Origin of the sequence: Rhodococcus sp. 05-340-2, assembly GCF_002258915.1 — a bacterium.
Lineage (GTDB): Bacteria > Actinomycetota > Actinomycetes > Mycobacteriales > Mycobacteriaceae > Rhodococcoides.
Genome location: NZ_NOYU01000036.1, coordinates 85,997 through 108,671 on the forward strand (window position 1 = coordinate 85,997; position 22,675 = coordinate 108,671).

Below are 22,675 nucleotides of genomic sequence, written 5' to 3' on the forward strand. Positions count from 1 at the left end.
GGAGAGCGTGGGTGGACGCGATGCCGTCCTGCGGTCGCGCCACATCACCCTTCAGGAGACACTCCCTGGACCCGCGGAGTGCAGTCAGCCGAGGGCGTCGTAGACGGCGCGCACGTACTGCTCAGCTCGCTCCGAACCGATGATTCCGGGACCCATTCGGTTCATGACGTAGGAGATGGTCAGCTGCGACTCCGGATGCAGAACGGTCAGCGATCCGCCCCAGCCTCCCCAGAAGCAAATCTTCCGGTCGGGGATATAGGGCATCGATTCTTGCTGTGGCAGAGCGAAGCCCAGGCCGAAGCGCAACGGAATGCCCAGGGCCAGATCGACTCCGTTGGATTGCTGCTCGAAGATCGAGTCGATGGTCTCCGGGCTCAGCAGCCGTACGCCGTCCACTGTCCCGCCTCGGGAGATGACCGACAGGATCCTCGCGACCGATCGTGCGTTGCCGTGCCCGTTGAGTGCACCCATGTCCGCGGCACGCCATGCCGGGGTGTTCGCGGACGAGGCCTGCACCAACGGTCCGAGAAAGGTGTTGCGACGCACCATCGTCGGATCGGGCGCGGCATCATCGGTCGGCGGGGGCGGCGGTACGACGTCGGCGATCCGATCCCAGTCGCTGTGCGCGGCACCGATCTGGAAGTCCGCTCCGAGAGGACCGACGATCTCGTCGGCGACGAACTGCCGCAACGACTGTCCGGTGACGCGGCGGACAACTTCGCCTATCAGGTGGCCTTGGCTTGCCGCGTGATACCCCGAAGTAGTGCGCGAATCCCACCACGGTGCCTGCGCAGCCAGACGCGAGGTGGAGAGTTCCCAGTCGTAGAGGTCCTCTTCGTTGAACGGTCGGTCCCAGCCCGAGACGCCGGAGGTGTGCGACAGCAGATGCCGGACCGCGATGTCTTGCTTGCCTGCGGCCGCGAACTCGGGCCAGTACGTCGCGACCGGCGAATCGGGATCGAGCTGTCCGCGGTCGATGAGCATCAGCGCCGCCAGGCACGTCACCATCTTCGTCGTCGACCAGACGTTGGTGATTGTGTCCGACTCCCACGGCAGGCGGCGCTCGGTATCGCGGTAGCCACCCCACAGGTCGACGGCGGTGTGGCCGTCGAAGTCGACCACAATGGATGCGCCGAGCTCCGCTCCGCTATCGAGGTTGGCCGCCAACGCGTCACGCACGCCCACGAAGCGGGGGTCGCAGTGACCGTCAATTGCCATGTGACGCACCCAGAACGCGGTGAACGGCCAATTCGACGTAGTTGTCGGCGACGTCCTCGATGCTCAGTTCTCCGCCGTCGTGGAACCAGTTGCTGATGCCGTTGAGCATGTCGGTCAGAGCGAACGACGCCAGCCGCGCATCCGGGACGGTGAATTCACCACTGCGCATTCCGGCGGTGATGACGTCGCGGACGCGTCGTTGGTACTGGCGGCGGTAATCCTCGATGACAGTGCGGTGCTCGGGCGTCAGCGAGGCGAGCTCGTGCAGGCCCACGATGTACTCCACCCGTCGCCGATTCAGATGCACCAGGTGCGCACGCACCAAAGACGACAGGCGTTCGGTAGGCGTTCCGGCTGCGTCGAGCAGCGGCAGGTTCTCCTCGGCCGGTTCCTGGGTGACCGTCAGGCAGATCGCGAAGAGGATGTCTTCCTTGGACGGGAAGTGGTGGTACAGACTGGCACCCTTGATGCCGACGGCGTCGGCGATATCGCGCATCCCCACGTTCGCGTAGCCCTCACGCGCAAAGATATTGGCGGCATTGGCGACGATGTCATCTCGCCGCTGGCGGGTCCGAACCTGACGGGGGAGTGCAGTGACCTCGGCCGGCTGAGTTGGGTCAGGCTGCGTCATACCGTCTCCTCGACCGCCGCCAGCAGTCGCAGTTCACGCTTGAGGATCTTGCCCTGCGGGTCGACGGGCAGTTCGGCCACGATGTGCACCGACTTGGGTGCCTTGTACGACGCCAACTCGGTGCGGCAGTACTCGATGATGGCGGCCGGGTCGGCGGTCACTCCGTCGCGTGCGATGACGAAGGCCGTCACGGCCTCGGACCAGTACGGGTTGGGTACTCCGACGACGGCCGCACGCAGCACGTCCGGGTGGAGGTGAATGGTGCGTTCGACTTCCTGCGACGACACGTTCATCCCTCCCGACTTGATCATGTCCTTCATCCGATCGTAGAAGAACAGGTTGCCGTCGGCGTCGATGCGCACCATGTCGCCGGTATGTACCCAGCCGTCCCTGAATACCTCGGCGGTGCGCTCGGGGTCCTTGAAGTAGCCGAGCATCACCGATGGAGTGCGGCAGAGCAATTCACCGATCTCGCTGTCATTGCCCGCAGGGTCGACGACCTTGATCTCGAGGTGGGTGACGGGCTTGCCGATCCACGACGCGTCGCCGTCGGGAATGTCGTCGAGTGTCGTGAACCAGCCGACCGAGCCGAGCTGCGAGAGTTCCGACTGTCCCCAGTAGGTACCCCAGATGGCCTCGGGTGCCGCGGCGGCCCAGGCGCTGATCGTGTGCGGTGACACCTGGCCACCGTAGGTGAGGCAGCGCCTGACCTGGCTGACAGCCTCGGGGCCGAACTGCTCGTTACGGGCCAAGGCCAGGTAGAACGTGGGTGTCTGTGCGATGACGGAGATCTTCTCGGCGGCAATGATGCGCAGCGATTGAGCCGGGTCGACCGTCGCGGGCAGGACGAGGGTGGCACCCATCAGAGTCAGCGTCGTCATCGAGCCGAGTCCGGCGATGGTGTGGAAGGGCATGACGAACAGCCAGGTGTCCTCCGGCCCGGTGCGCAGGCCCCAACTCCACGCGGGTGCCGTGGAGATGAGGAAGTTGCGGTGCGGGATCATGACGCCCTTGGGTGCCGCTTCGGTTCCGGAGGTGTAAATGACCATCGCGACGTCGTTCTCGTCCATCTCGACGTCCGGCTCGGTGGACGGTGTGTTCGCCGTCAGTGCGGCGTACTCGGGGCCGTAGGTCACCAGGGTGGTGGTGTCCGGCTTCACCGAGGAGATGATCTCGGCGTAGGCCGAATCGGCCACCACCACGGTCGGTTCCGCGTGTTCGAGTTGGTGCTTCACCTCGGCCGCGCGATACATCACGTTGATGCCGGTGAAAGCCGCACCGGCCTTGAGGGTTCCGTAGTACGCCACCACCACATCGATGCTGTTGCGAGCCATCGATGCGACGCGGTCACCCGAGGTCACTCCGAGATCGACCAGCAGGTTGGCGAACTGGTTTGCCCGAGAATCCAGTTCGCCGTACGTGGTGACCTCGCGGGTGCCGTCCGCCGCGTAGCTGATGAACGCAACCTTGTTCGGCTGAGTCCGCGCATGGCGACGCAGCTGATCGCCGATGGTGGCGCGGCCGATGGGGGAGCGGTGGTGGGTGGCAGTACCGGGCACGGCGGACTCCTTCAGATGCGTGGTTTTAAAGTGCAGGCGAGAGCGCAGCGGAGTCGAACATCGGCTGCGAGAACGTCTCTGCCGCAACGATCTGCTCCACCGGATCACGGGTGAGCTTGCGCGGGAACGACTTCTCCGGATAGCCGACGGCGATGTGCGCGGCGGTGATGTAGTCGTCCGGGATGCCGAGCAGTTCGCGAATGGCGGGTTCCTCGTGGCACAGCAACGTCGTCACCGCGGTCGCGACGCCCTGATCGCGCAGACTGAGGCAGAGGTTCTGGACGGTCGGGTAGATGGACGCGCCGCCGACGACGGAGAGTCGGCCGAGTTCGTGGTCGGTGGGGTGCAGTCCGTCCAGTGCGGCGCAGACCACCACGATGGCGGGTACCTCGGCGAGGTGGCGGGCGAAGTAGTCGGCGTCCTGCACGGTCTTCGGCAATGCGCCGACGGCGACGGTTCCGCCGGTGATGCCGGCGAAGTAGGCGTCCCACATCGGGAGGTAGAGATCGGCGAGGGCTTGCTTGCGGGCGGCGTCGCGTACGACTATCCACCGCACGGGCTGACGGTTGCCGCCCTGCGGGCCGAAGCGGGCGACGTCGAACGCGGCCTTGAACACCTCGTCGGGAACGGGATCGCTGAGGTACCGCCTGCAGGTGCCGGTGGTGCGCATCGCCTCGGTGAGTTCCATGGGTGTTTCCCTTCGCCTGTCCGCTGTTAGGTAGTGCCATGAAGCATCGTGTGGCGTGGGCCACATTGTCAAGGGTTGAGATGCTTTGAATCTGGAGATTGTGAATCCCTTGCGCAAAATTGCCTAACCGTGGTTAGTTGAGCTGTCGGAGTCGGATGGAGCAGCTCACAGCAGGAGGTACCGGTGTCCACAGACGCAACAACGGCAGCGGAAACCGTGGGTGGGGTTAATCGGGACTTGGTAGATCGGGGCCGGCTCTCGCGGGCTCTGACCGTGGCCAACCTGCCCACGCTGGTGGCGGTGCTCTATCAGTTGACCGGGGATTCCATGTGGCTGGCCGATCCGTATCGCCCTACGCGTAGTCGGGGCATGGACAACAACGACACGGGCGGATTCGACGACGCCGTTGCCGACCGCATCCGTTCCACGGCGCTCGATGCGATCTGCGCGTTCCACGACGGCGCGCCGATGGCGGTGCCCTCGCCCGATTCCGAGCACCTCGTCGAGATGATCAGCGTGGCCGTCGGTGAGCAGGTTCCTCCCGAGTTCGGTGTCATGGTCGCCGAGGACATGGGTTTCACCACGTCGGACACCCCGGTGGCCGCACCGAACGATCTGTCGGTAATCGTGATCGGCGCCGGCGTCTCCGGCATGCTCGCTTCCATCAAGCTGCACGAGGCGGGCATCAAACACACGGTGCTCGAGAAGAACTCCGACGTGGGCGGCGGCTGGTTCGAGAACACATACCCCGGGGCGGGCGTCGACACCCCCAGTCACCTGTACTCCTACTCCTTCGCGCCCCGGGCCTGGAGCACCCACTTCGGCAAGCGCGACGAGGTGTGGCAGTACCTCAGCGATGTCGCGTCCGAACACGATCTGCGGCAACGCATTCGCTTCGACACCGAGGTGGCGACCGCCGAGTACGACGCGCAGAGGCAGGGCTGGACCGTCACGACGGTCGACGGCGAGACGTTGACCGCCGATGTGGTGATCACCGCGACCGGTCAGCTAAATCGGCCGAAGGTGCCTCACATTCCCGGGCTCGAGTCGTTCGACGGACCGATCTTCCACACGGCGAACTGGCCGTCGGATCTGGATCTGACCGGCAAGCGCGTCGCTATCGTCGGAACCGGGGCCAGCGCCATGCAGGTGCTGCCGGCCATCGCGTCGACGGTGGGGCATGCGACGGTCTTTCAGCGTTCACCGCAGTGGGTCTCGTCGAGCGACGTGTACTTCACCGAGATGGGCGACGATACCAATTACCTGATGGATGTCGTTCCGCTGTATCGGCTTTGGTACCGAACCAGGCTGGCCTGGAACTTCAACGACCGCGTGCACAGTTCGCTGCAGGTCGATCCCGAGTGGGAGCATCCGCAGCGCTCGATCAACCCGATGAACGACGCCCATCGACGGGTATTCACTCGCTACATCGAAGCCGAGCTCGAGGGCAGGCCGGATCTGATCGAGAAGTCGCTTCCCGATTACCCGCCCTTCGGTAAGCGCATGCTTCTCGACAACGGCTGGTACGCCGCGCTCAAGCGCGACAACGTCACCCTCATCGCCGACGCAGTCTCGTCCATCACCGCGAACTCGGTTGTTGCGCAGGATGGTTCGGAGACCGAGGTCGATGTAGTGATCCTCGCGACGGGCTTCGAGACGCACAAGCTGCTGACGCCGATCGACGTGCGCGGACGATCCGGAGAGTCCATCCGCGATATCTGGGGCCCGGAAGATGCGCACGCGTACCTCGGCATCACCGTTCCCGACTTCCCGAACTTCTTCATCACCTGCGGTCCAGGAACGGTATTGGGCCATGGGGGTAGCTACATCACCATCGCCGAATGCCAGGTGCGTTACATCATCGATGTGCTGAACGACATGGTGGACAAGCGAATTGGAGCCATCGAGTGCAAGGCCGACGTCGAGGCTGAATACGTCCGCAAACACGATGAGGCGCACGCGAAGATGATCTGGTCGCACGGCGGCATGGACAACTGGTACCGCAACGACGCCGGACGCGTGGTCTCGACGTTGCCGTGGCGCATCGTCGACTACTGGGAGATGACGCGACGGGCCGATCTCGACGACTTCGTTACCGAGGCTCGGCTGGACGAGGCCCGCTGATCAGGTGGATGTCGCCTGAACGCCGTTGGTAGGCGAGACCGTATGGGCCTATAACGCCGACGATGTCCGAATTCCGTGCAAGGCTCGGCGGTGCACACTCACCCCGAACGATCGAATGGAGCGCGCGGCGATGGAACGAACGGCAGTCAACCCGGTGCGATGGTCGGTGGACATGGGATTCAACCAGGGGGAGGTCGTCTCGGGGCAGGCTCGGACGCTCTACCTCTCCGGCCAGACGTCGACGGGCGATGACGGCTCACCTCAGCACCCCGATGACATGGGCGCGCAGTTGTCCCTGTGCCTCGACAACATGGAAGCCGTTCTCGCCGAAGCGAATATGTCCTTGGCGAACCTCGTCCGGCTCAACGTCTACACCACCGATGTCGACGCGTTGCTGCCGCACTACGGCGACTTGGCAGCGCGATTGGGTGCGGCGGGCGTCAAGCCGACCAGCACCCTGCTCGGGGTGACCCGGCTCGCGATTCCCAGTTTGCTGGTCGAACTCGAGGGCACCGCGGTCGGGTAGATCGACTACTGGGACGCGGCGGGCCGCGACCTCGTCGTGGAGCCCCGTCTGGACGAGGCTCGCTGATCAGTTGGATGTCGCCTGCTGCATCGAGAGCACGAATCCGTGTCCACCGCCCGCGTCGCAGATCATCGCTTCGACGCGGGAGAAACACGTGAACCGATTGAAGGTGATGGATGTGTTGTAGTCCAACGGTTGTGCGTTCTCGACCCCGAATTCGCCTTGGTTGAAGCAGGTCGGCGTCACCTTCCCCGGGGTCATGTAGAAGCCCTTGCCGAGTTGGTCGATGGTGAACGACGGGGTGACGCAGTTCGCGCCGTCGGGTATCGGAGCATCTGCTGCCTGGCAACCGGACGAGAATTCACTGTCGCCGATCTTGCAATAGATGTTGCCCGACGGCGACTTCCAGCCCACCTGATTGCCGTACGCGCTGTATCGAGCCGGGTCGACGGGGGTGATAGGTGCGGTGTTGTTCGCGGGGTCGGAGGCGGTCGGGTTCGATTCGGTCGCCTGTGGTGCTTCTGCCACACCTTCCGCGTCGCCACCGGTGGAGTCGGTCGGCGCAGCAACGGTCACCTGCGGAGGTGCCGGCATCTGCACGCCCACGTCGGTGGATGGGGCCGGATCAGCAACAGGTGTTTCCTGACTGCTGCACGCCGTCAGTGCAGCTGTGGTGAGCACTGCGGTCAGCGTGAGTTTCCAGAACTCCCTCATCAGAATGCGATATTGACGTCGCGGGAGATCATGAAGCCTCTGTCGCCGTCGTAGCAGGTGATGCCGGCTTCGTCGGAGCGGCAGAAGGTGCCGGTGACGCCGATGATCTGGCCGTATTCCAAGACTCGAGGGCGTTCAGGTCCGCCGACGAAGATCCCCTGGTTTGTGCAGATCTGTTCGACGGTGCCGTCCTGGTTGATCTTCGCCCCGTAGGTGTTGTTATCGGTGTTGAGGCACTCGCGGCCGGTGTTGCCCGGCACCGAGTAGCGGACCTGGCAGCCCACGATCGTCCCGGGCGCATTGGTGGAGTTGAATCCGCAGAACACATTCCCGCTGGGGGACTGGAAGAAGTATTGGCTGCCGGCCTGCTCGAAGTCACGTGCATCGACGTTGACGTCGTCACGGTTGGGCGCGGGCGCTACGGCTGGCGGGCTGGCGGCGGTGGGTATTGCTTGTACAGGGGTGACCACGTCGGGAGCCTGCCCGAATCCGCCTGAGCCGCTGCCACCGTCGGAGTCGGAGTACGCGTTGGCCGACGGAGCCGCCGCGCTGGTGACGGGCGCTGCGTCGGTGCTCACCTGTTCCTCGGAGCCGCAGGCGGTGACTGCGAATGCGGTCGCTGCAATCACTGCGCAGGTGGCCACGAATCTGCGGGTTCGACTCATTGGTTCGTCCTCACCGGTGGCTGCGGAGTGCGTCACCTCTGATCAATGAATCGAACGGGCCAAGTGGTCTGTTAACGTCTTTCGTGTCACGACCCCGTCACGAATCGGTATACGAGTGGTCCTTTTGTCGCATTTGCTGCGAGGGTGGGTCGGGTAAAGACTCAAGAACCACTTGATGTTTCAGGTTCAACTGAGGTTCTTGGTTCGATGTCACGAGCGATCCGGTATCCGATTGTGCGACATGATCGAAAGGCGTGCTGTATGCGAAAGTCATTGCGGCGAGGGGTCGTATCGATCGCACTGACGATTCCCCTGATTCTGGGTCTCGGCGCGGGAACGGCCGTGGCAGCGCCGCAGACCACGCTGCTCCAGATTCCGGTGGTCACCGATTTTCAGATCGCACCGGGCGCAGTGCCCGGTGGGCTGTTCCAGACCATTCCGATGAAGGCCACGGTCGGTACCGAACCGGGTGTTCTGCTGTTGTCCGCGGCGAATATCGCGCCGTATGCAGACCAGTATCCGTACCGAAGTCTCGGTGTGAACTGGCGAAACTGGGACATTGGCTTCCGTGGAAGCGCGGGACTGCGGCATTGGCAGGACAACCCCAACCCGGGCCCGCCAAACGACCTGCCGCCGCTACACAGTGAGCAGTACCCGCGCGAAGTAGCTCTGCCCACCGGAAGTGGCTGGGTCGAGATCACCGTGACCCACTACCGCGATTACTACGACGGCGAGCCCTACGCAGACACGCTGATCCCGGGCAAAGGCTTGATCTACGTCCCCTGATCCGAACGCGTATTGAAAGGCAAACAATGCGAACATCTTTACGACGCGGAGTAGTTGCGCTGGCGCTCTCCGTGCCACTGGTTCTAGGTGTCGGCGCTGGTACGGCAACGGCGGCCCCCACGACGTCCGAGCTTCTGGTTCCTGTTGTCACCGGGCCGGAGTTCGGTCCGGCTGGGGTTCCAGGCGGACTCGTTCAGACGATTCCGATCGAGGCGACAGTAGGTGAGAGGCCGGGTGAGGTGCGCTTCGCTGCTGCCGACATCCGGCCGTACTACTACCAGTTCGCGTACCGGCACCTGACGGTCAACTGGCGCAACCTGTCTACCGGTGAAGTGGGCTCCGCCGGCTTGCGGCACTGGAACGATGAGATCGATCGGACTCAACCTGCCAATCAGGGTGGCTCGCAGGCATACCGCTTGCCCGTGGAGGTGACCGCTCAGACGGGTGCAGGTCCCGTGGTCGTGACGGTCACCCACGACCGCGAGAATCCCGATGCGTCGAACGCCCTGATTCCCGGGTTGGGTGTGCTGTTCGTTCCGTGATTCGTATCGACGCTCAGCTGGTGCAGAAGTGCGCTGTCTGAATCAGCTGTGAGGCAACCGAATTGGCCCTGTCTGGTGCGCAACGTGATGTTGGTGAGGCCGCCGCCAGTTGTGCTTTCGAGTAGTTTCGGCGTTGTTGAATCCATCAAGAATGCGTCGTCGGCGTGTGCCGGAGTCTCAGTGCCCGAAGAACTCTTCCTTCAGTCGGGCATGTAGGTCAGCCACGTTGACGGAATATGTGGCTGATGCGTGGTGCAAGGTCTCCACCGCGGCGCGGTAGGGATCAGGGTCCTGTGCACTGTAGAGCGCCGGTATCGCCATGTGCCGCGGGCTTATCGGATAGTCGTAGGGGTTCCCCGGCGTTGTCGACAGAGAGCTTCGTCCGACGAAACTGGCAGAGCTGGAGACGATTTCGTCGCCGCCTTCCTGGTCGGTCGAATCCAGCTGGGCGAACGCCAGACCGATATTGGATATCTCGTCGAACGGCGCGGGCATCGCGCGGCCTTCGCGAAGTGCGGCAAGAGCGGGACTCACCCACGATGCGGTAGACAGACGAGCGTGGTCGGTGGCTGCTTCGGCGCACCACACGGCAATGGAGCGCGCGGTAGTCTCCGATGCTTCGAGAATGTCGACGATCAGATCCCTGTCGAGCCGAACCAGGCCCTGGCCACCGTTGTAGGTCGAGACCTGCGGGATCGGGTCACCACCCCACTCGGCTGCGTGGCGTTCTGCGGCGCGGGCGTCGAGTTCGCTGCGCTCGATCAACCGACCGGGCTCAGCGTCACTGGCGAATTGCCAGATGAATGCGGGACGGTCGTCGTCCGGTTCGGGTTCCGGGGGAGGCTCGGTGTCAGCAGGGACTCCGTAACCGGGCATGTTCCAGCGAACGGCGGGGCGTGGTTCCACGCCGTCGTCCGGCCACAAGCGGACGCGCCACTCGTCACCGGGCGTCGTAGTGCCCGGCCAGCCGTAGTTCACGAAATTTCGACCAGCGATCTGCACCACGTAACGGCCGGGCGGGACGGAACACTCGACGGAACTCATCGGAGTCGAGTCGATCTGCAAAATGCCACCAGGCCCGATTTCGATCCGTTCCTCGCAGACCTGCTGCCAGCTGCTCTCGTCGCTGTGCGGGCGGGTACCGAACACTTCGATGTCGATGGGCATCTCGAAGTTGTTCTGGTGCGGACTGAGCACCACTACCGTCGAACCGTCACCGGCACTGGGTCGAACGGCCATTGCCCGCTCCAGGAGCGTCATTTCACTCGGATCGGCCTCGCCGCCACGGAGATAGAACTGACCGTGATCCATGGCCAGCACCACCTGCTGGGTATGGGCTGGCTTGTCGGGAGCATCCACCCCTGCACAGTGCCATAGGCCGCACCCGCCGAAAACGGTTTTGTCTGACGAGCCGTGTGTCGGCCTCTCTTCACGTAGCCGACGACTGAGGTCGTCTCACTGCGCTGAGAGACTCGCGCACCTAAGTTGGGAAAAAGATTGCCCCGGTCGAGGGTCATCGATCCGGGCACGGCCGTTCAGAACAATGTGGGTGCGGTGTAGCGACCGTGTCGTGCTTCGTTGAGTCGGGCGCTCCAGCGCTGTACGAGCCACATTTCGACGAGCTCGGGGCTGGCGCCGATGTCGGTGGCCCATGCGGTGATGAGTTCGACGTAGCGGTCGTAGCGGCGACGAGTGAAGCCGGTGACGGACGGGTCTTCGAGCCACCCTTCGTGGATGAGGGTCGAGACTCCGTATTGGTCGATCAGCTGAGCCGGACCGCCGTAGACCGACGCCTTGACGGCCCACAGGAACGTGGCCATCAGGGACATTCCGACGCCGGGCGCATCGGGCCAGCCGGACCAGGTCGAGTTCGGATGGTCGGGCACTGCGCGGTCGCGGACGCAGCTCGCGAGCACAGCGAGAGTCTTGGCGACCGGGTTCTCGTCGGGACGGCTGAGGTGCGGGTTCATGACGTCGGGAAAACGACGCTTGGATCTGCGGTGTTTGTGGCTGCCCTGCCAGGCCGCGCAGAGAAACAGCAGTCCGAGCGAATCATGTTCGCCGGTAGCCAGATCGGTGCCGATTCGCAAGTCGTTGCGCTGCACGGTGGCTCCGCCGTACTCGACAATTTCGCCGTCGAGGTTGCGGCCGCGGAGCCGAAGATCATGACCGGCTCGGTCGAGGTGGCCGTTCCACCAATCCAGGTCCACCTCCACACCGTCGTCGAGCACATGCAGGTCGTAGCTGCGGTGCTGACACCACTGCACACAGGCCGTGGGAGGCGGGAACCCCTCGTCGAGTCGTGACATACCGCCATCGAAGCATCGGGTACCGACAGACCCCCGACGCGTTCGCGAGATCGTCCCGCACAGCAGATCTACCTTGCCCCCCGCAGAGCATGTCGAGTGCAGACCCCGACGACTCGCGATTGCGAGGAACTCACCAGTGGCACGCAAGCCGGACTGAAACGAACCATGTCAGCTCGGGCCCAAGCTGAGCGCCTCTTCAATGATGCGGAGAGTGGAAGCGCCGGTGATTCGAGCGTCTAAGCTTCCGACCGTCGGATGTGACGATGCGCGGGCAGAGACTTCACGATTCCTCCAGGCGCAGCTTCCCTCGATCGTACTGGACATACCGTTATGCTCACGGACGAGACTTGGAGGTATCGAGTGGGTGTGAAGCGGTTAATCAAGAAGGTCGGCCGTCCCGGGTCAACGGTCTACTTCTTAGTTCATCTGGTGCTGATGATCGGCGGCATCACCTTGACCCTGCTCGGCGGCCCGATTTGGGTATCCATCGGGACGTCGTTGATCGCGACCGCAGTCGTTGGTTTCGTAACGTTCATCTATGTTGCGGCGGGAGAAGAGCAACGCGATCGTGCACGCAACCTTGAAAAAGCTGGCGTGGATCGTGTTTATACAGCAAGAGCAGCGCAAATTCGTTCTGAGTATGATTCCAGGCTCTCGTCTGTAAAGAGTAACGTCGATATTATGGGTTTTGGGTTACGTGATTTTGGCCGGGACTACATGGACAAGCTCGCTGAGTTAAGTCATCGAGCCCGAGTGAGGATACTGCTCCTCGACCCTGATAGCCCGATTCCCGGAAAAAAAGACGAGGAGGAAGGGCGGTCGCCTTCGCAGACGGAGAACGATATTAAAGAATTCATTCGTAAGTTCGATCAGTTGTACTCGAACAACTCCCAACTTGAATTGAAAGTATACACCTGTTTGCCGACAGTGAACGTATTCAGAATCGATGAAGAGCTCTTCTGGGGGCCGTATCTGGTCGGGTCCCAAAGCGCGAATACAATGACCGTACGAGTAAATTCCGACGGTCCGATCTTTGCTCAAGTAATGCAGAACTTCGAGAATGTTTGGGAATCATTTTCGAGATCGTACACAGCGCCATGAGCCGCATTGATTCGATTTCCGTAAGTGCCCCGTCGCGCCTACATTTCGGATTGTTTGACGTATCGGGAACAACCTCTAGAACGTTCGGCGGTGCTGGATTAATGATTTCAGAACCCCGAACCGTCGTCACAGTGTCCTTGGCTGAGGTGGGAATGGAGACCAATGCGCCTGCTGCCATTAATGAAGAACTGAACCTCGCAGTCGAGCGTCTCCAGGGAGGCAATGGCTGTCCTTCGCTCTCGATATCAATACAGAGCTCACCTCCAAGCCATTCAGGATTTGGCTCGAAGACAAGTGTTATCTTGTCAGCACTAGCTGGTGCAAACGAGTTGCTGAGCCTCGGCAAGTCGCAGCATGAACTCAAGCTTGCGAGCGCTCGAGGCAGGACAAGTGGGGTCGGAATCCACGGGTTTTTTTCCGGTGGACTGGTTGTAGACGCAGGTCAGTCTGGCCGAAATCCAGTCGTTCCTACTTCGGTATCTACCTCCGCTTCCTACAGCACGCAGACGAATCGGATTGACTTTCCTGACGAGTGGAAAGTTTGCTTGTTTTCAGTGCCGGGCACTAGATATAGCGGAAAGGCTGAAGTTGAGTTATTCAGAAATCGTCCCCGCGTATCGGAAGAAACTACGCTACTGCAAATTTCTGCTTGCCACCATGAAGTAGTACCGGCGATAATCGAAAAGAACTTTGCCGATTTCTTGTTGGGTCATGAGAAGATGACGTCGGCAGGATTCAAGCAATACGAAATTTCTCGCCAATCAAATTCTGTGAAAGAGCTAATTTCTCAGTTGAAGAAGCACAATTTGTGCGTCGGAATGTCAAGCATCGGACCGCTTGTGTACACGATTGTCGACGACTTGGCACTGTTAAAGGATTTGGAATTACGCGCGAAGATCCCAGGTTTCGAGATCGTCAGTGCTGACAACAGGGGATGGGTAATCAATGGCTAGGCCAGAGAGGCGGGCCATATTCGGAAGCGCTGAAAAGCGTCCCGTTTTGGTATTTTTCACTTCGAGTCGATCAAAGTATGCGCAAGCAAAAATGTTGCTTGAATCGTGCGGTTTACGTCTCACCTACCGCAGCCGTGACAGTGAAGAATATGATGAGAGCTACTCAGGATCGAAAGAGGAACTTTTAGAAGGTGGAATTAAGCAAATCGAAAGGAGAGGTGGCGCAAATGGATCGTACTTTTTCATTGAAGATACCACTGTAAGGATCGATGCCCTGAGTGGATCCAAGGACACCCCCGGTCTCGAAACAAAGGAATGGTTCGAGCGTACAAACTTTGAACAACTTGATGCTGAACTCAAAAAGTTTGGCTCTAGATCTGTCACAGTCAAGTCATGCATAGCGCTCTACATACCGACAATAAATCGTATCGAATATTTTTATGGTGAAACGTCCGGCCTAATTGCGGGTAGGCCGTTCGTGGGTGACACACGTGAGATTTATTCATGGCTGACGGGCGACAACTTTAACCGCTGGTTCATTCCGGATGGTGCTACTAAAACTCTGAGTGAGATGGATTACGAAGAGTCCTTGCCGTTCGACTTCAGGGCAAAGAGCCTGGCTAAATTGGTCGACCGTATGGAAGAATATTCAATTGCACTCAATGCCTCGACGGCAATGTACGTCCGGAAGGCGCGCGTCCCAGAAGAGCAGCAGGGGCTGTTTGACTTTGGCGCATCGGTGACCGTGGTCGTGGGCCCAACCTGCGCCGGAAAAACGACCTTCGGCCATTACGCCCAGCATCATTTTGAGGCAGACTTTATTGATGCATCCGATATTGTTCGACTGATGCAGGAAAGAAAAGGTCGCACAATGGAAGATATCTCTTCGTTCTCGCATGACCTACTTTCGACCGAGGGTCCTGATGTGGTTGCGAGATATATTTCTGACACCTACTTAGAATCCTCCATTGACGGTCCGGTAGTAATAACCGGATTTAGGGCAATAGAAGAGCTTGAATATATACGCTCAAGGCATCACAAATTAAGTGTAGTTTCTATTGAGGCTCCGTCCCGTATTCGTTTCGAGCGATACATCCGACGAAACTCTAGACGAGTAATAAACTCTTACACTGAATTTCAACTTCACGACGAAGCGCAGCACCGTCTTGGGTTGCTTCGAGTTGCGTCTGATCTATCAGATAAGAGAATTCTGAATGTTGGCGACGAAGACTCATTCTTTGCTCAAATTTCTACTGCTTTAGGTGGGGCTACGGGACCGACCAAGGGAGTATCCAAAGTAAGCTCAAGGCTCGACCCCGAGAAAAGTCAATTATACAGATGTTTGGCGGTATTACGGAGCTCTGGTAGACCTTTGACAACGCAGGAGCTTGAGCATTCGTTCGATGTGTCCAAATTCGTGCGGTACAACAATGCAAATAAAATTCTAAAAAGATATCCGGAACTTGCTACAAGGCAAGAGAGCATCGGGAGCAATATTCGATATCAGATCACACCCCAAGGTCTCGCATTTCTTGGTGCGGTGGACGGGTTGAATCGTGCTCCGGCGTGATCCAGTTTTACGGTGGGCCGGAGGTAAGCGAACCGTAGCGTATGAGTTAGCTAACATGATGGGATTTAGGTCTGAATGCTCCCACTATTTCGAGCCCTTTCTTGGCGCTGGATCCGTCTTCTCGGCGTTAAATCCCGAATCGGCAACGCTGGGTGATTTGAACTCGGACCTGATCAGGTTTTATCGACACCTGAGGAGCTCGCCGTATCGTCTCCATGATGAGATCTCCAAGATCCCTCGAGTAGACTCCACTCAGAGTTACAACCGTGCTCGCATGGAATTTAACGAAAGCGCAAAAGGGATTTATCGATCTGCGCTCTTCTATGTGTTGAATCGAACCTGCTTCAACGGAATCTGGCGCGTTAACATGAATGGCTTCTTTAATGTTCCATATGGTAATCGCGAGTTTCGTGGAGCTGATATGCAGCAATGGATCTCCGCGTCTCGGCAACTGAAAGGTGTTGAGCTTGTAGACGGCGACTACACCAAATCGGTTAGGTTTGCGCGGCCGGGGGATATTGTCTTTTTCGATCCGCCGTACCTCGCATCAAAGACCGAGATGTTCACACGGTACACCACATCCCCTTTCGGGGTTCGAGAGCACATCGCGCTTAAGTCTGAGGTCGAACGACTTACGGACTTGGAGGTGGCAGTATTCGTGACCTTGCGCGACAACGAAACTGCACGGACCTTGTACCGCGATTTCAAAGTTCGTAACATTAGGGCGTCAGCGGCCTTTGATTTTCTCGCAAATAACAGACCTACATCCGATATTCTGATTACTAATCATTGGTGCGACGCATAAATTGAGAAACTTCCCCGGCGCAGGTCGGCAAATCAGATAGAGAACTCATTCTCACGGTGGTGGATGTTCTCACGCCAAGGGCGTTTCCCGCGGAATGTCGCCGACGTTATCGCTGCCGCATCTTGGTTCAAGATCGAACGTCGTGACGAGGGTGTTCGCGGAGGGCAGTACTTAAGAAGACGACTCCGCTTGAGGGCTCCAACTGAAGAAGCTCGACGGTTGTTCAACAGAATGGCGATGTACTGCGAAGAGCTACATCGTGCCGTGGGTCCGGTCGTACTCTAGGATGATGAAGCCTGAGTTCCGCCGAAAAGTGGACAATGGGTACACGGCCATTGGGCGCGTTCAGTGACTCTTCGTATTGTGGGGTCTGAGCATTCCGATTGTGTAAAGCCTACGGCGAGTGTTGTAGAAGTCTGTCCAGTTGTCAACTGCGGCAACCAATTCAGTCCTGTGCGCGAACGTGTGTCGGTAGTAGTACTCGTGCTTGAAAGTTGACCACAAGCTCTCGGCTCCGGCGTTGTCCCAGCAATTGCCGGTCTCGCCTCATTGAACGGCGCACGCCGTAGCGTTCGCATGCCTGCTTCATGTTCGCAGCGGCGTATGGAGTTCTTGTGTCCGAGTGCATGATGTGCCCGCAAACTCGCCGCCACGTTCGGCGACCGCCATGTCCAGAGCTCCGAGACCGAGCTCGGTGCGCATGTGTTCGGCGACCGCCCACCCGAGGACATTCTTCGAGTGCTCGTCTTTGATGGCGCACAGGTTCATATCGCCCTCGCCCCAGTTCAGGTATGTGATGTCCGAGGTCCACACCGCGTCGAGGCGGCCCAGATCGACTCGGCGCTGGACCAGGTCGTCGGGAACGAGGCGAACGGATCGACGACGGTGTTGCGGACCTTGAACGTGTGTGGGCGGATGCCGACGACACCGAGTGAGCGCATGATCTTGGCGACGGTCTTCTCGGTGATCACATGGCCCTGGTCGTACAGTCCGGCGGTGATGCGCGGTGCTCCGTAGACGCCTTTCGACTGCTAGTGGATCGCGAGGATCTTGATCTCCGGACCAGCCCGTCGTTGCCGGCGCTGATCCAATGCTGTTGTCATGCTGGGTCCATGGTGCTTGTATAAACCGGCGGCCGACACCTCGAGTAGGCGTGCCATCCTGTGAACAGCGGAATTCGCGTACTCCGCGGCCAACAAGTGTACAGCTAAGCTTTGGTTGATTGGCGCGAAGTACGCGGACGCTTTTTTCAAGAACGCGATGTCTTTCTCCTGCTCGGAGACCTGCCGGCGCAACCATGCCAGCTCGGTGCGTTCGGCGGCCGCGAGCGGCTGGTCACCCGATGTTGTGGCGGCCTCGATCCGGCGGCGTTCATCGACGACCCAGCGGCCGAGGAGGGCTTAGTTGATGCCCAGTTCGCGGGCGACCTCAGCGATGGTGCGGCCGGAATCGATCACACCCTACGGGCCGCCTCGACCTTGTACTCGGTCGTGAACGACCTACGTTTGCGGGATATGAGGACATCCTTCCAGCGGAACCCTCGGTCCCGCTATGTCGGTGTCCACCATCCGGGGCGAACCTCAACCAATGATCGTTGCTTGATCGTCGAGGAGCTGACCAAACCCGGTACCAGCTCCGTTGAGGAGCGTGTCGCACGGTTGTGCTGACGCGACGCAACTGTCCGGTGTCTTCCAAGATGGCGATCTGAAGTCCGAAAATCGGACTGGTTGTTTTCGACAGCCTTGTGTACCGTCACTGCACCGCAGCAGTCCGGACGAGCTGTGGCTCGACCTGTCTTCACCTAAGTCCGTACCGGCCTGGATGACGGACTTAGATGCGATGCCGATCGCAGTGCGCTCGGATCGCGGTTGTGGGGACTGTTCCAGGAAGTTTGGCCACACATAGTCCGGCAAGGGGGATAGGCGGATCTATTTGGGGCCGCACCTGAGCAAGTGGGACATCAGCGCGATGGGTTCGTTCTCCGCGGCAAACCAGCGCATGTCCCGGTCCCTGAGCAGCGCGGGCCGGTCATCGTTCGTGAATCGTCAAGGTTCACTACAGTCAGCGCGGGGAACGACACCCCGGCAACCCCACTGCCATCTGAGGCGGAAATCGTCCAATCCGCAGGGCCGGACTTGGCGGCGAGAGGTAGCGAACAACTGAACCTTGGGCCGTTCCGACGTGTCTACGTCTACGCTAACCATGTGCGGTGGATGACATGACTAGTTCCATAGGACCGATCCAGCAATGGTCAGATGTAAGTCGAGGGGTGATGCAGTGAGGGTCGAAGGACCACTGCGGCTCCAGGACATCGGCGAGAAGGAATTTCTCCGCGGAATCCTTCCTACGCTTCCGGTGGCAGATTTCTTCCTCAATGGCTTCGGTCACGATGCTTCTGTCATAGAACTCGGCTCAGAGGGAGACGAGGTACTTGTAACGAAGATTGACCGAGCGGCTCAGCCCGTGGCTACAAGACGTGGTTGGGCGGATTACACATTGTGGGGTTGGCTCGCTACCGCTGCGTGCGCTAGCGACATCCTTGCGGTTGGCGGACGGCCAAAAGCCATGATGTTGTCGTTAATACTTCCAAGAACTTTTGAGGTATCGGCGGCAACCCAGATCATAGCGGGGTGCGTGGACGCTTGCGCAGCTCACGGAATGGCCTTAGTCGGAGGTGATACAAAGGAGGGGCCAAGTCAGGAAGTCGTGGGATCTGCGTTCGGAATTGCCAAACGGGATCTTACTTTTGGAAGAACTGGGGGTGGGCCCGGTGATTACCTCGTCCTCGCTGGAAAGCTCGGCGGTTACCAGGCTGCATACACACGACTATCCCATGACGATTCGACCGGCGAGAACGACGATTTGCTCGCTTACGTGTCGAGACCCACGGCTCGATTGCGGGAGTCGCTGATCATGATCGAAAGCGGGATGGTGGTATCAGCAATTGACTTAAGTGATGGTCTGTACGACGCGGTTTCAGTCTTGAGCGGAGAACATGGAGCGCTCATTGATGAAGTAAGTCTTCCGATGCATGCGTTTGCCCAGGCCGCAATTCAAAGATCCGGTGGGTCCCCTTTGGATTTTGCTTTCGGCGTTGGCGATTGGGGAATGCTGTTTGCGATTCGTGAGTCAAGTTTAGATCTACTCACCGGACAGCTCCGCGGACTTGATGTCGATCTAGCTATTGTAGGAGTGATTCAAGAGAGCGAAGGAATATTTGCCAAAACTATTTCCAACGGAGTGATTCCTTTAGCGCCCATTATCAACGAGCATTTCGCCACACGCATGGAAGACGAGGGAAGGTACTTTAGCCTCCTTGATTCTGGTCGTAAACAAGAGGAAGTCTAGCATTGTGATCTGTAAGGCGAGATCATGAGCGAAGTGGTAAAGCACTGCGCTGCATGCCAGAAAGAAGAGTCGAGTCTCTGCTTCGGCGCATTCGCACGGGCTGGAATATTTAGGGTTCATTGGGAATGTTGGTCTCAATGCAATCTCGGCTGCGGTTTTTGCTACCGGACAAATAGCACTCCTCTGCGTGGGGAATCTGCGGTCCGGCTGGTCAATTTAATCGCTGACGGGGGGGCGCGTGACCTCGTTTTTGCGGGTGGGGATCCATCGCTTCGTCGTGACATCTCAAAGCTTTGTTCGATCGCTCGTGAACGCGGCCTTTATGTCGAGGTGCAAACGAATGCTCAGATTTGGACCGATGAGGTCCAGGCGGCGGCAAAATTGTCAAACTCAATTGCCCTCTCGCTGGATGGATTGAGTGAAACGCATGACCAGATTCGAAAGAAAGTTGGTAACTTTTCGAACGTCGTTAAGGCGATGGATTGGCTGGAAGAAAACGAGATTGAGTACCGTGTGAGGTCTGTTGTAACTTCGTCGAATGTGCGTGAGTTTATGGAGCTAGGGGAGAGGTTTCTGCTTGGGCGGCCACACCTGTCGGAGTGGGGTATCCAGGAGTTAGCGCAAATTGGTCAAGCGACTGCTAGCTGGAATGAGTTTTCCGTAGATGATTCGTGCTTCTTGTCCATAAGCCGCCAGCTGGTAGAACGGTTCGGTGCGCTGATTAAAGTCGTAACGGCGGATGCAAAGCGTGGAGCCTACGCGATGATCCGTTCAGATGGTCAGCTCTACGGAACGCTCGGCGCTTTGGAGGGGATTTACTACCCTGTCGCGGGTGATCTGACCAAAGAGCATTTGGCTGATGCAGTTTGTCGTTTGCCATTCGATACCGCACGCCAACGCGCTCGCTATGGTTCAATGTGAGTCATCTAGTGGGGGTGCCGATGCCATTCACCGGGAAGAGAGTGGGTACAGCGAGTGACCGCTGAAAACGGAGCGATGGCAGATTCTGTAGAGGGCGATGCTGCGGTCGCAAATTTGGAGTGCTCAGTGCCCCGTCTGGGCGTCTATTTCATATTTACGGTTGATATCGCTGCGATTGTGAAAGCGGGTGATCCATGGCCTGCGCTTATGAAAATTCGTACGGACCATGAGTCTCGGCTCGCCGCGGCATCTGGGCTGGTTGGGGCTGGTGGCAATAGTCGCACGTACTCAAGCGACATGCGTTCCTGGATGGAAGAGGCAATACGAAAAAAAGGCAAAGCCATTTGGAATGATAGTTTTCTGATGGAAGATGCGCCCTACGTTCTCGAACCCGCTCCATTCTGGTTGAACGGTCGTCAGGTAGCGAGCGGCAGTGTCTTGTCGACAGAGGGCGATAAAAGTCTATCCTGCTGCCTGCTTCGTTCCACGACATTTCACCTGTACCGAGAACTTGTTCCTGTCTACACGGTCGAATACTTGATCGAGCAACCCGATCGTGAAAGTCGTGGAATGAGTGTCGACTCGATAATTACCACTCTCAATCGGCTAGAATCAATTTCATGGCTAGACGCTAAACGGCAGATGGAAACTTGGCTTAGCGTCGACCGAATTTCTGAGATCTCAAAGGTGCTAGGCGACGACGTAATCGTAGACGTCGCGGGCTTGACTGGCGATGAATTTAAACGTAAGGCTCGAGTGCACAAACTGCTTGTGCTGGGGGATCTGTATCGCGCGGGGGGAGGCGGTGTTGAGTTAACTACTCCAAGCAGGGTGGCGGCTGCCGCAGTGCTTGATCGACCCGAGATCGCAGGAATGCTCAACACTGCAGATTGGTACGAGTTGTACCGCCCTGAATATCTGGAAAATCTGAAGAAAAAGAACATTGGCTATCGCAGTGACGAAGTATTTCTAACTGATCGCAAGGCTTCGCTCATTGCAAACGAGAATTTTTGGAACACAAATAACTCGCTGAATGAATACCGGCTCGATATACTTCTGTCCATCGAGTTCTACATGTCACGGTTGGTGCAGTGTCACTCTTTGCTTCAGTATTTGCAGAAGAATGAGGTGATCCGTGACGTAACAAATATTGATCCCGCGGTAGCTCTGGACGGGGTCGTAGCAGCCGGGAAAAGCGCCGCCAGTCTGAGTGAGTCGCTTGATCCGGCCCGTCTTGTAGACCATGGTTTCACTCGTCTATTTATGTTGCGGTTACGCTCGGAGCTTGGTATCGAGAATATTCTTGACTTTATCGGCGAGCGAATTGATGACGCGACAAAAAGCGTGCAGCTGCGGTCGGCTGTTACGGCTGAAAGCCATACGGCAAGTCGAGCCTTAAAGATTGCTCAGGCGAGCATGTGGCTATCGGGTGCTGTGTTGGCTCTCACCGTTGTATTCGGTCTGTTCGGTGTGTTGGGATCGTAGCCTTTCTGACAGAAGTTGGCAGATTGCATCTTGGGCCAGACGTACGGTTCGGGTGGTTGCTCAACCAGTGAGGCCTGTTGGCCCACGCATAAAGGCAGCTCCACTATGCCGCCCTGTATGCGCGAGGTCAACGAAGAGCAGCACGACCGTGCTTCGCGGCGGTACAGCCTCGATGGCACGCAGTACTGATAAGCCGTTGTCCTTGACTGATGGAGTTGGTGGTGATCCGGGGACCTGAGGCTTCTACGAATCGGAGCGCGTCGATGTTGGGAGTAAGCGTTCACGGCGGTGCCGTGATCTCGTCTCTCATTGAAACAGCCGGTGGAGTGTTCGCTGCCCTTAAGAGCGCCCATGTTACGCGGTTGTATTGTCGCTCGCTCGCGCACAGGGGTGGCAGCCAGCGTCGCGGCCAGAATTGACCCGCCACCGGCCGCTGTGCCTCGAAACCCCCGAGACGCCGAGGCCTTCGAGGCCGATACCTGAACGCTCGCCGGCCTTGGTTTTGTCGGGCGTGCGTGTATCCATCCGGCTCAACTCGGGCCTGTGCGAACGGTTTTCGTGCCGTCGGAGTCGGAAGTTCTCGAGGCAGAGCAACTGTTGGCCGACTTGGAACGCGCCACTTCGGGTGTGGCTGTGGACAGCAAGGGATTCCTGATCGACGAGGCTGTGGCCCGAACCGCACGTCGAGTGGTGGACCGCGGTGCCGCCCGGGAGACGATCAACAACTGAC

At 59.0% G+C, this 22,675-nt stretch carries 22 protein-coding genes and 2 pseudogenes; 13 read left to right on the forward strand and 11 right to left on the reverse strand.

The genetic code is table 11. The features are described 5' to 3' along the window. Window positions 1-84: 84 nt before the first annotated feature. From CH271_RS21850 to CH271_RS21865, 4 genes are read right to left on the reverse strand one after another with little or no spacing between them, the layout of a single operon-like run. Complete coding sequence (locus CH271_RS21850) at window positions 85-1,218, reverse strand: serine hydrolase domain-containing protein (protein ID WP_094634795.1); 1,134 nt, start codon at window positions 1,216-1,218, stop codon at window positions 85-87. Further along, window positions 1,208-1,849: a TetR/AcrR family transcriptional regulator gene (locus CH271_RS21855; RefSeq protein ID WP_094634796.1), complete on the reverse strand. Its 642-nt coding sequence runs from the start codon at window positions 1,847-1,849 to the stop codon at window positions 1,208-1,210. The genes CH271_RS21850 and CH271_RS21855 overlap by 11 nt, the downstream gene beginning before the upstream one ends. After that, window positions 1,846-3,408: a class I adenylate-forming enzyme family protein gene (locus CH271_RS21860; protein WP_094634797.1), complete on the reverse strand. Its 1,563-nt coding sequence runs from the start codon at window positions 3,406-3,408 to the stop codon at window positions 1,846-1,848. Before CH271_RS21860 ends, CH271_RS21855 begins: the two co-directional genes overlap by 4 nt. 25 nt (window positions 3,409-3,433) lie before the next feature. After that, the gene (locus tag CH271_RS21865; protein WP_032383742.1) at window positions 3,434-4,096 is read right to left on the reverse strand and encodes a nitroreductase family protein; all 663 of its coding nucleotides are present in this window, start codon (window positions 4,094-4,096) and stop codon (window positions 3,434-3,436) included. Between the two features lie 183 nt (window positions 4,097-4,279). On the opposite strand from CH271_RS21865, the gene CH271_RS21870 reads away from it, so the two are divergent. Both CH271_RS21870 and CH271_RS21875 read left to right on the forward strand, forming a co-directional pair. Next, window positions 4,280-6,220: a flavin-containing monooxygenase gene (locus CH271_RS21870; protein WP_179274731.1), complete on the forward strand. Its 1,941-nt coding sequence runs from the start codon at window positions 4,280-4,282 to the stop codon at window positions 6,218-6,220. A 130-nt stretch (window positions 6,221-6,350) separates the two neighbouring features. Further along, the gene (locus tag CH271_RS21875) at window positions 6,351-6,746 is read left to right on the forward strand and encodes a RidA family protein (RefSeq protein WP_094634798.1); all 396 of its coding nucleotides are present in this window, start codon (window positions 6,351-6,353) and stop codon (window positions 6,744-6,746) included. 66 nt (window positions 6,747-6,812) lie between these two features. Here CH271_RS21875 and CH271_RS21880 read toward each other — a convergent pair whose 3' ends face one another. Both CH271_RS21880 and CH271_RS21885 read right to left on the reverse strand, forming a co-directional pair. After that, window positions 6,813-7,460: a hypothetical protein gene (locus CH271_RS21880; RefSeq protein ID WP_094634799.1), complete on the reverse strand. Its 648-nt coding sequence runs from the start codon at window positions 7,458-7,460 to the stop codon at window positions 6,813-6,815. Next, a complete protein-coding gene (locus CH271_RS21885; RefSeq protein ID WP_094634923.1) occupies window positions 7,460-8,125 on the reverse strand; it encodes a hypothetical protein in 666 nt (221 codons plus the stop codon). Before CH271_RS21885 ends, CH271_RS21880 begins: the two co-directional genes overlap by 1 nt. Before the next feature lie 261 nt (window positions 8,126-8,386). On the opposite strand from CH271_RS21885, the gene CH271_RS21890 reads away from it, so the two are divergent. Further along, the gene (locus CH271_RS21890; RefSeq protein WP_094634800.1) at window positions 8,387-8,911 is read left to right on the forward strand and encodes a hypothetical protein; all 525 of its coding nucleotides are present in this window, start codon (window positions 8,387-8,389) and stop codon (window positions 8,909-8,911) included. 26 nt (window positions 8,912-8,937) lie between these two features. Beyond that, window positions 8,938-9,453 (forward strand): hypothetical protein, encoded by a 516-nt coding sequence (locus CH271_RS21895; RefSeq protein WP_094634801.1) that lies wholly within the window; start codon window positions 8,938-8,940, stop codon window positions 9,451-9,453. A 177-nt stretch (window positions 9,454-9,630) separates the two neighbouring features. Here the strand turns inward: CH271_RS21895 and CH271_RS28975 are convergent, their stop codons facing one another. Both CH271_RS28975 and CH271_RS21905 read right to left on the reverse strand, forming a co-directional pair. Continuing rightward, window positions 9,631-10,812 (reverse strand): hypothetical protein, encoded by a 1,182-nt coding sequence (locus CH271_RS28975; protein ID WP_179274730.1) that lies wholly within the window; start codon window positions 10,810-10,812, stop codon window positions 9,631-9,633. A gap of 176 nt (window positions 10,813-10,988) precedes the next feature. After that, a complete protein-coding gene (locus CH271_RS21905) occupies window positions 10,989-11,762 on the reverse strand; it encodes an 8-oxoguanine DNA glycosylase OGG fold protein (RefSeq protein ID WP_094634802.1) in 774 nt (257 codons plus the stop codon). 360 nt (window positions 11,763-12,122) lie between these two features. On the opposite strand from CH271_RS21905, the gene CH271_RS21910 reads away from it, so the two are divergent. The 4 genes from CH271_RS21910 to CH271_RS21925 are packed head-to-tail and all read left to right on the forward strand — an operon-like array spanning window position 12,123 to window position 16,191. Further along, the gene (locus CH271_RS21910) at window positions 12,123-12,863 is read left to right on the forward strand and encodes a hypothetical protein (RefSeq protein WP_143546095.1); all 741 of its coding nucleotides are present in this window, start codon (window positions 12,123-12,125) and stop codon (window positions 12,861-12,863) included. Beyond that, on the forward strand, window positions 12,860-13,816 hold the full coding sequence (locus CH271_RS21915) for a beta-ribofuranosylaminobenzene 5'-phosphate synthase family protein (RefSeq protein WP_094634804.1): 957 nt from the start codon (window positions 12,860-12,862) through the stop codon (window positions 13,814-13,816). Before CH271_RS21910 ends, CH271_RS21915 begins: the two co-directional genes overlap by 4 nt. Further along, on the forward strand, window positions 13,809-15,386 hold the full coding sequence (locus CH271_RS21920; protein WP_094634805.1) for a non-canonical purine NTP pyrophosphatase: 1,578 nt from the start codon (window positions 13,809-13,811) through the stop codon (window positions 15,384-15,386). Before CH271_RS21915 ends, CH271_RS21920 begins: the two co-directional genes overlap by 8 nt. Continuing rightward, window positions 15,373-16,191 (forward strand): DNA adenine methylase, encoded by an 819-nt coding sequence (locus CH271_RS21925; protein ID WP_179274728.1) that lies wholly within the window; start codon window positions 15,373-15,375, stop codon window positions 16,189-16,191. The genes CH271_RS21920 and CH271_RS21925 overlap by 14 nt, the downstream gene beginning before the upstream one ends. A gap of 345 nt (window positions 16,192-16,536) precedes the next feature. On the opposite strand, the pseudogene CH271_RS29635 reads toward CH271_RS21925, so the two are convergent. From CH271_RS29635 to CH271_RS28980, 3 genes and pseudogenes are all read right to left on the reverse strand, one after another. Then, window positions 16,537-16,722, reverse strand: a pseudogene (locus tag CH271_RS29635) (integrase core domain-containing protein); the annotation flags it as partial. Window positions 16,723-16,776: 54 nt separating this feature from the next. Beyond that, window positions 16,777-16,959, reverse strand: a complete 183-nt coding sequence (locus tag CH271_RS29640; protein WP_094634808.1) for a hypothetical protein — start codon at window positions 16,957-16,959, stop codon at window positions 16,777-16,779. 17 nt (window positions 16,960-16,976) lie between these two features. After that, a pseudogene (locus CH271_RS28980) lies at window positions 16,977-17,210 on the reverse strand (IS3 family transposase); the annotation flags it as partial. A gap of 195 nt (window positions 17,211-17,405) precedes the next feature. Here CH271_RS28980 and CH271_RS28985 point away from each other — a divergent pair. From CH271_RS28985 to CH271_RS21965, 5 genes are all read left to right on the forward strand, one after another. After that, complete coding sequence (locus tag CH271_RS28985; protein WP_179274727.1) at window positions 17,406-17,858, forward strand: hypothetical protein; 453 nt, start codon at window positions 17,406-17,408, stop codon at window positions 17,856-17,858. A gap of 688 nt (window positions 17,859-18,546) precedes the next feature. Further along, window positions 18,547-19,539 (forward strand): thiamine-phosphate kinase, encoded by a 993-nt coding sequence (locus CH271_RS21950; protein ID WP_179274726.1) that lies wholly within the window; start codon window positions 18,547-18,549, stop codon window positions 19,537-19,539. A gap of 24 nt (window positions 19,540-19,563) precedes the next feature. Then, window positions 19,564-20,460, forward strand: a complete 897-nt coding sequence (locus CH271_RS21955; RefSeq protein WP_094634812.1) for a radical SAM protein — start codon at window positions 19,564-19,566, stop codon at window positions 20,458-20,460. Between the two features lie 54 nt (window positions 20,461-20,514). After that, window positions 20,515-21,945: a hypothetical protein gene (locus CH271_RS28990; protein ID WP_179274725.1), complete on the forward strand. Its 1,431-nt coding sequence runs from the start codon at window positions 20,515-20,517 to the stop codon at window positions 21,943-21,945. A gap of 543 nt (window positions 21,946-22,488) precedes the next feature. Next, window positions 22,489-22,674, forward strand: a complete 186-nt coding sequence (locus CH271_RS21965) for a hypothetical protein (RefSeq protein WP_094634814.1) — start codon at window positions 22,489-22,491, stop codon at window positions 22,672-22,674. Window position 22,675 lies beyond the last annotated feature (1 nt).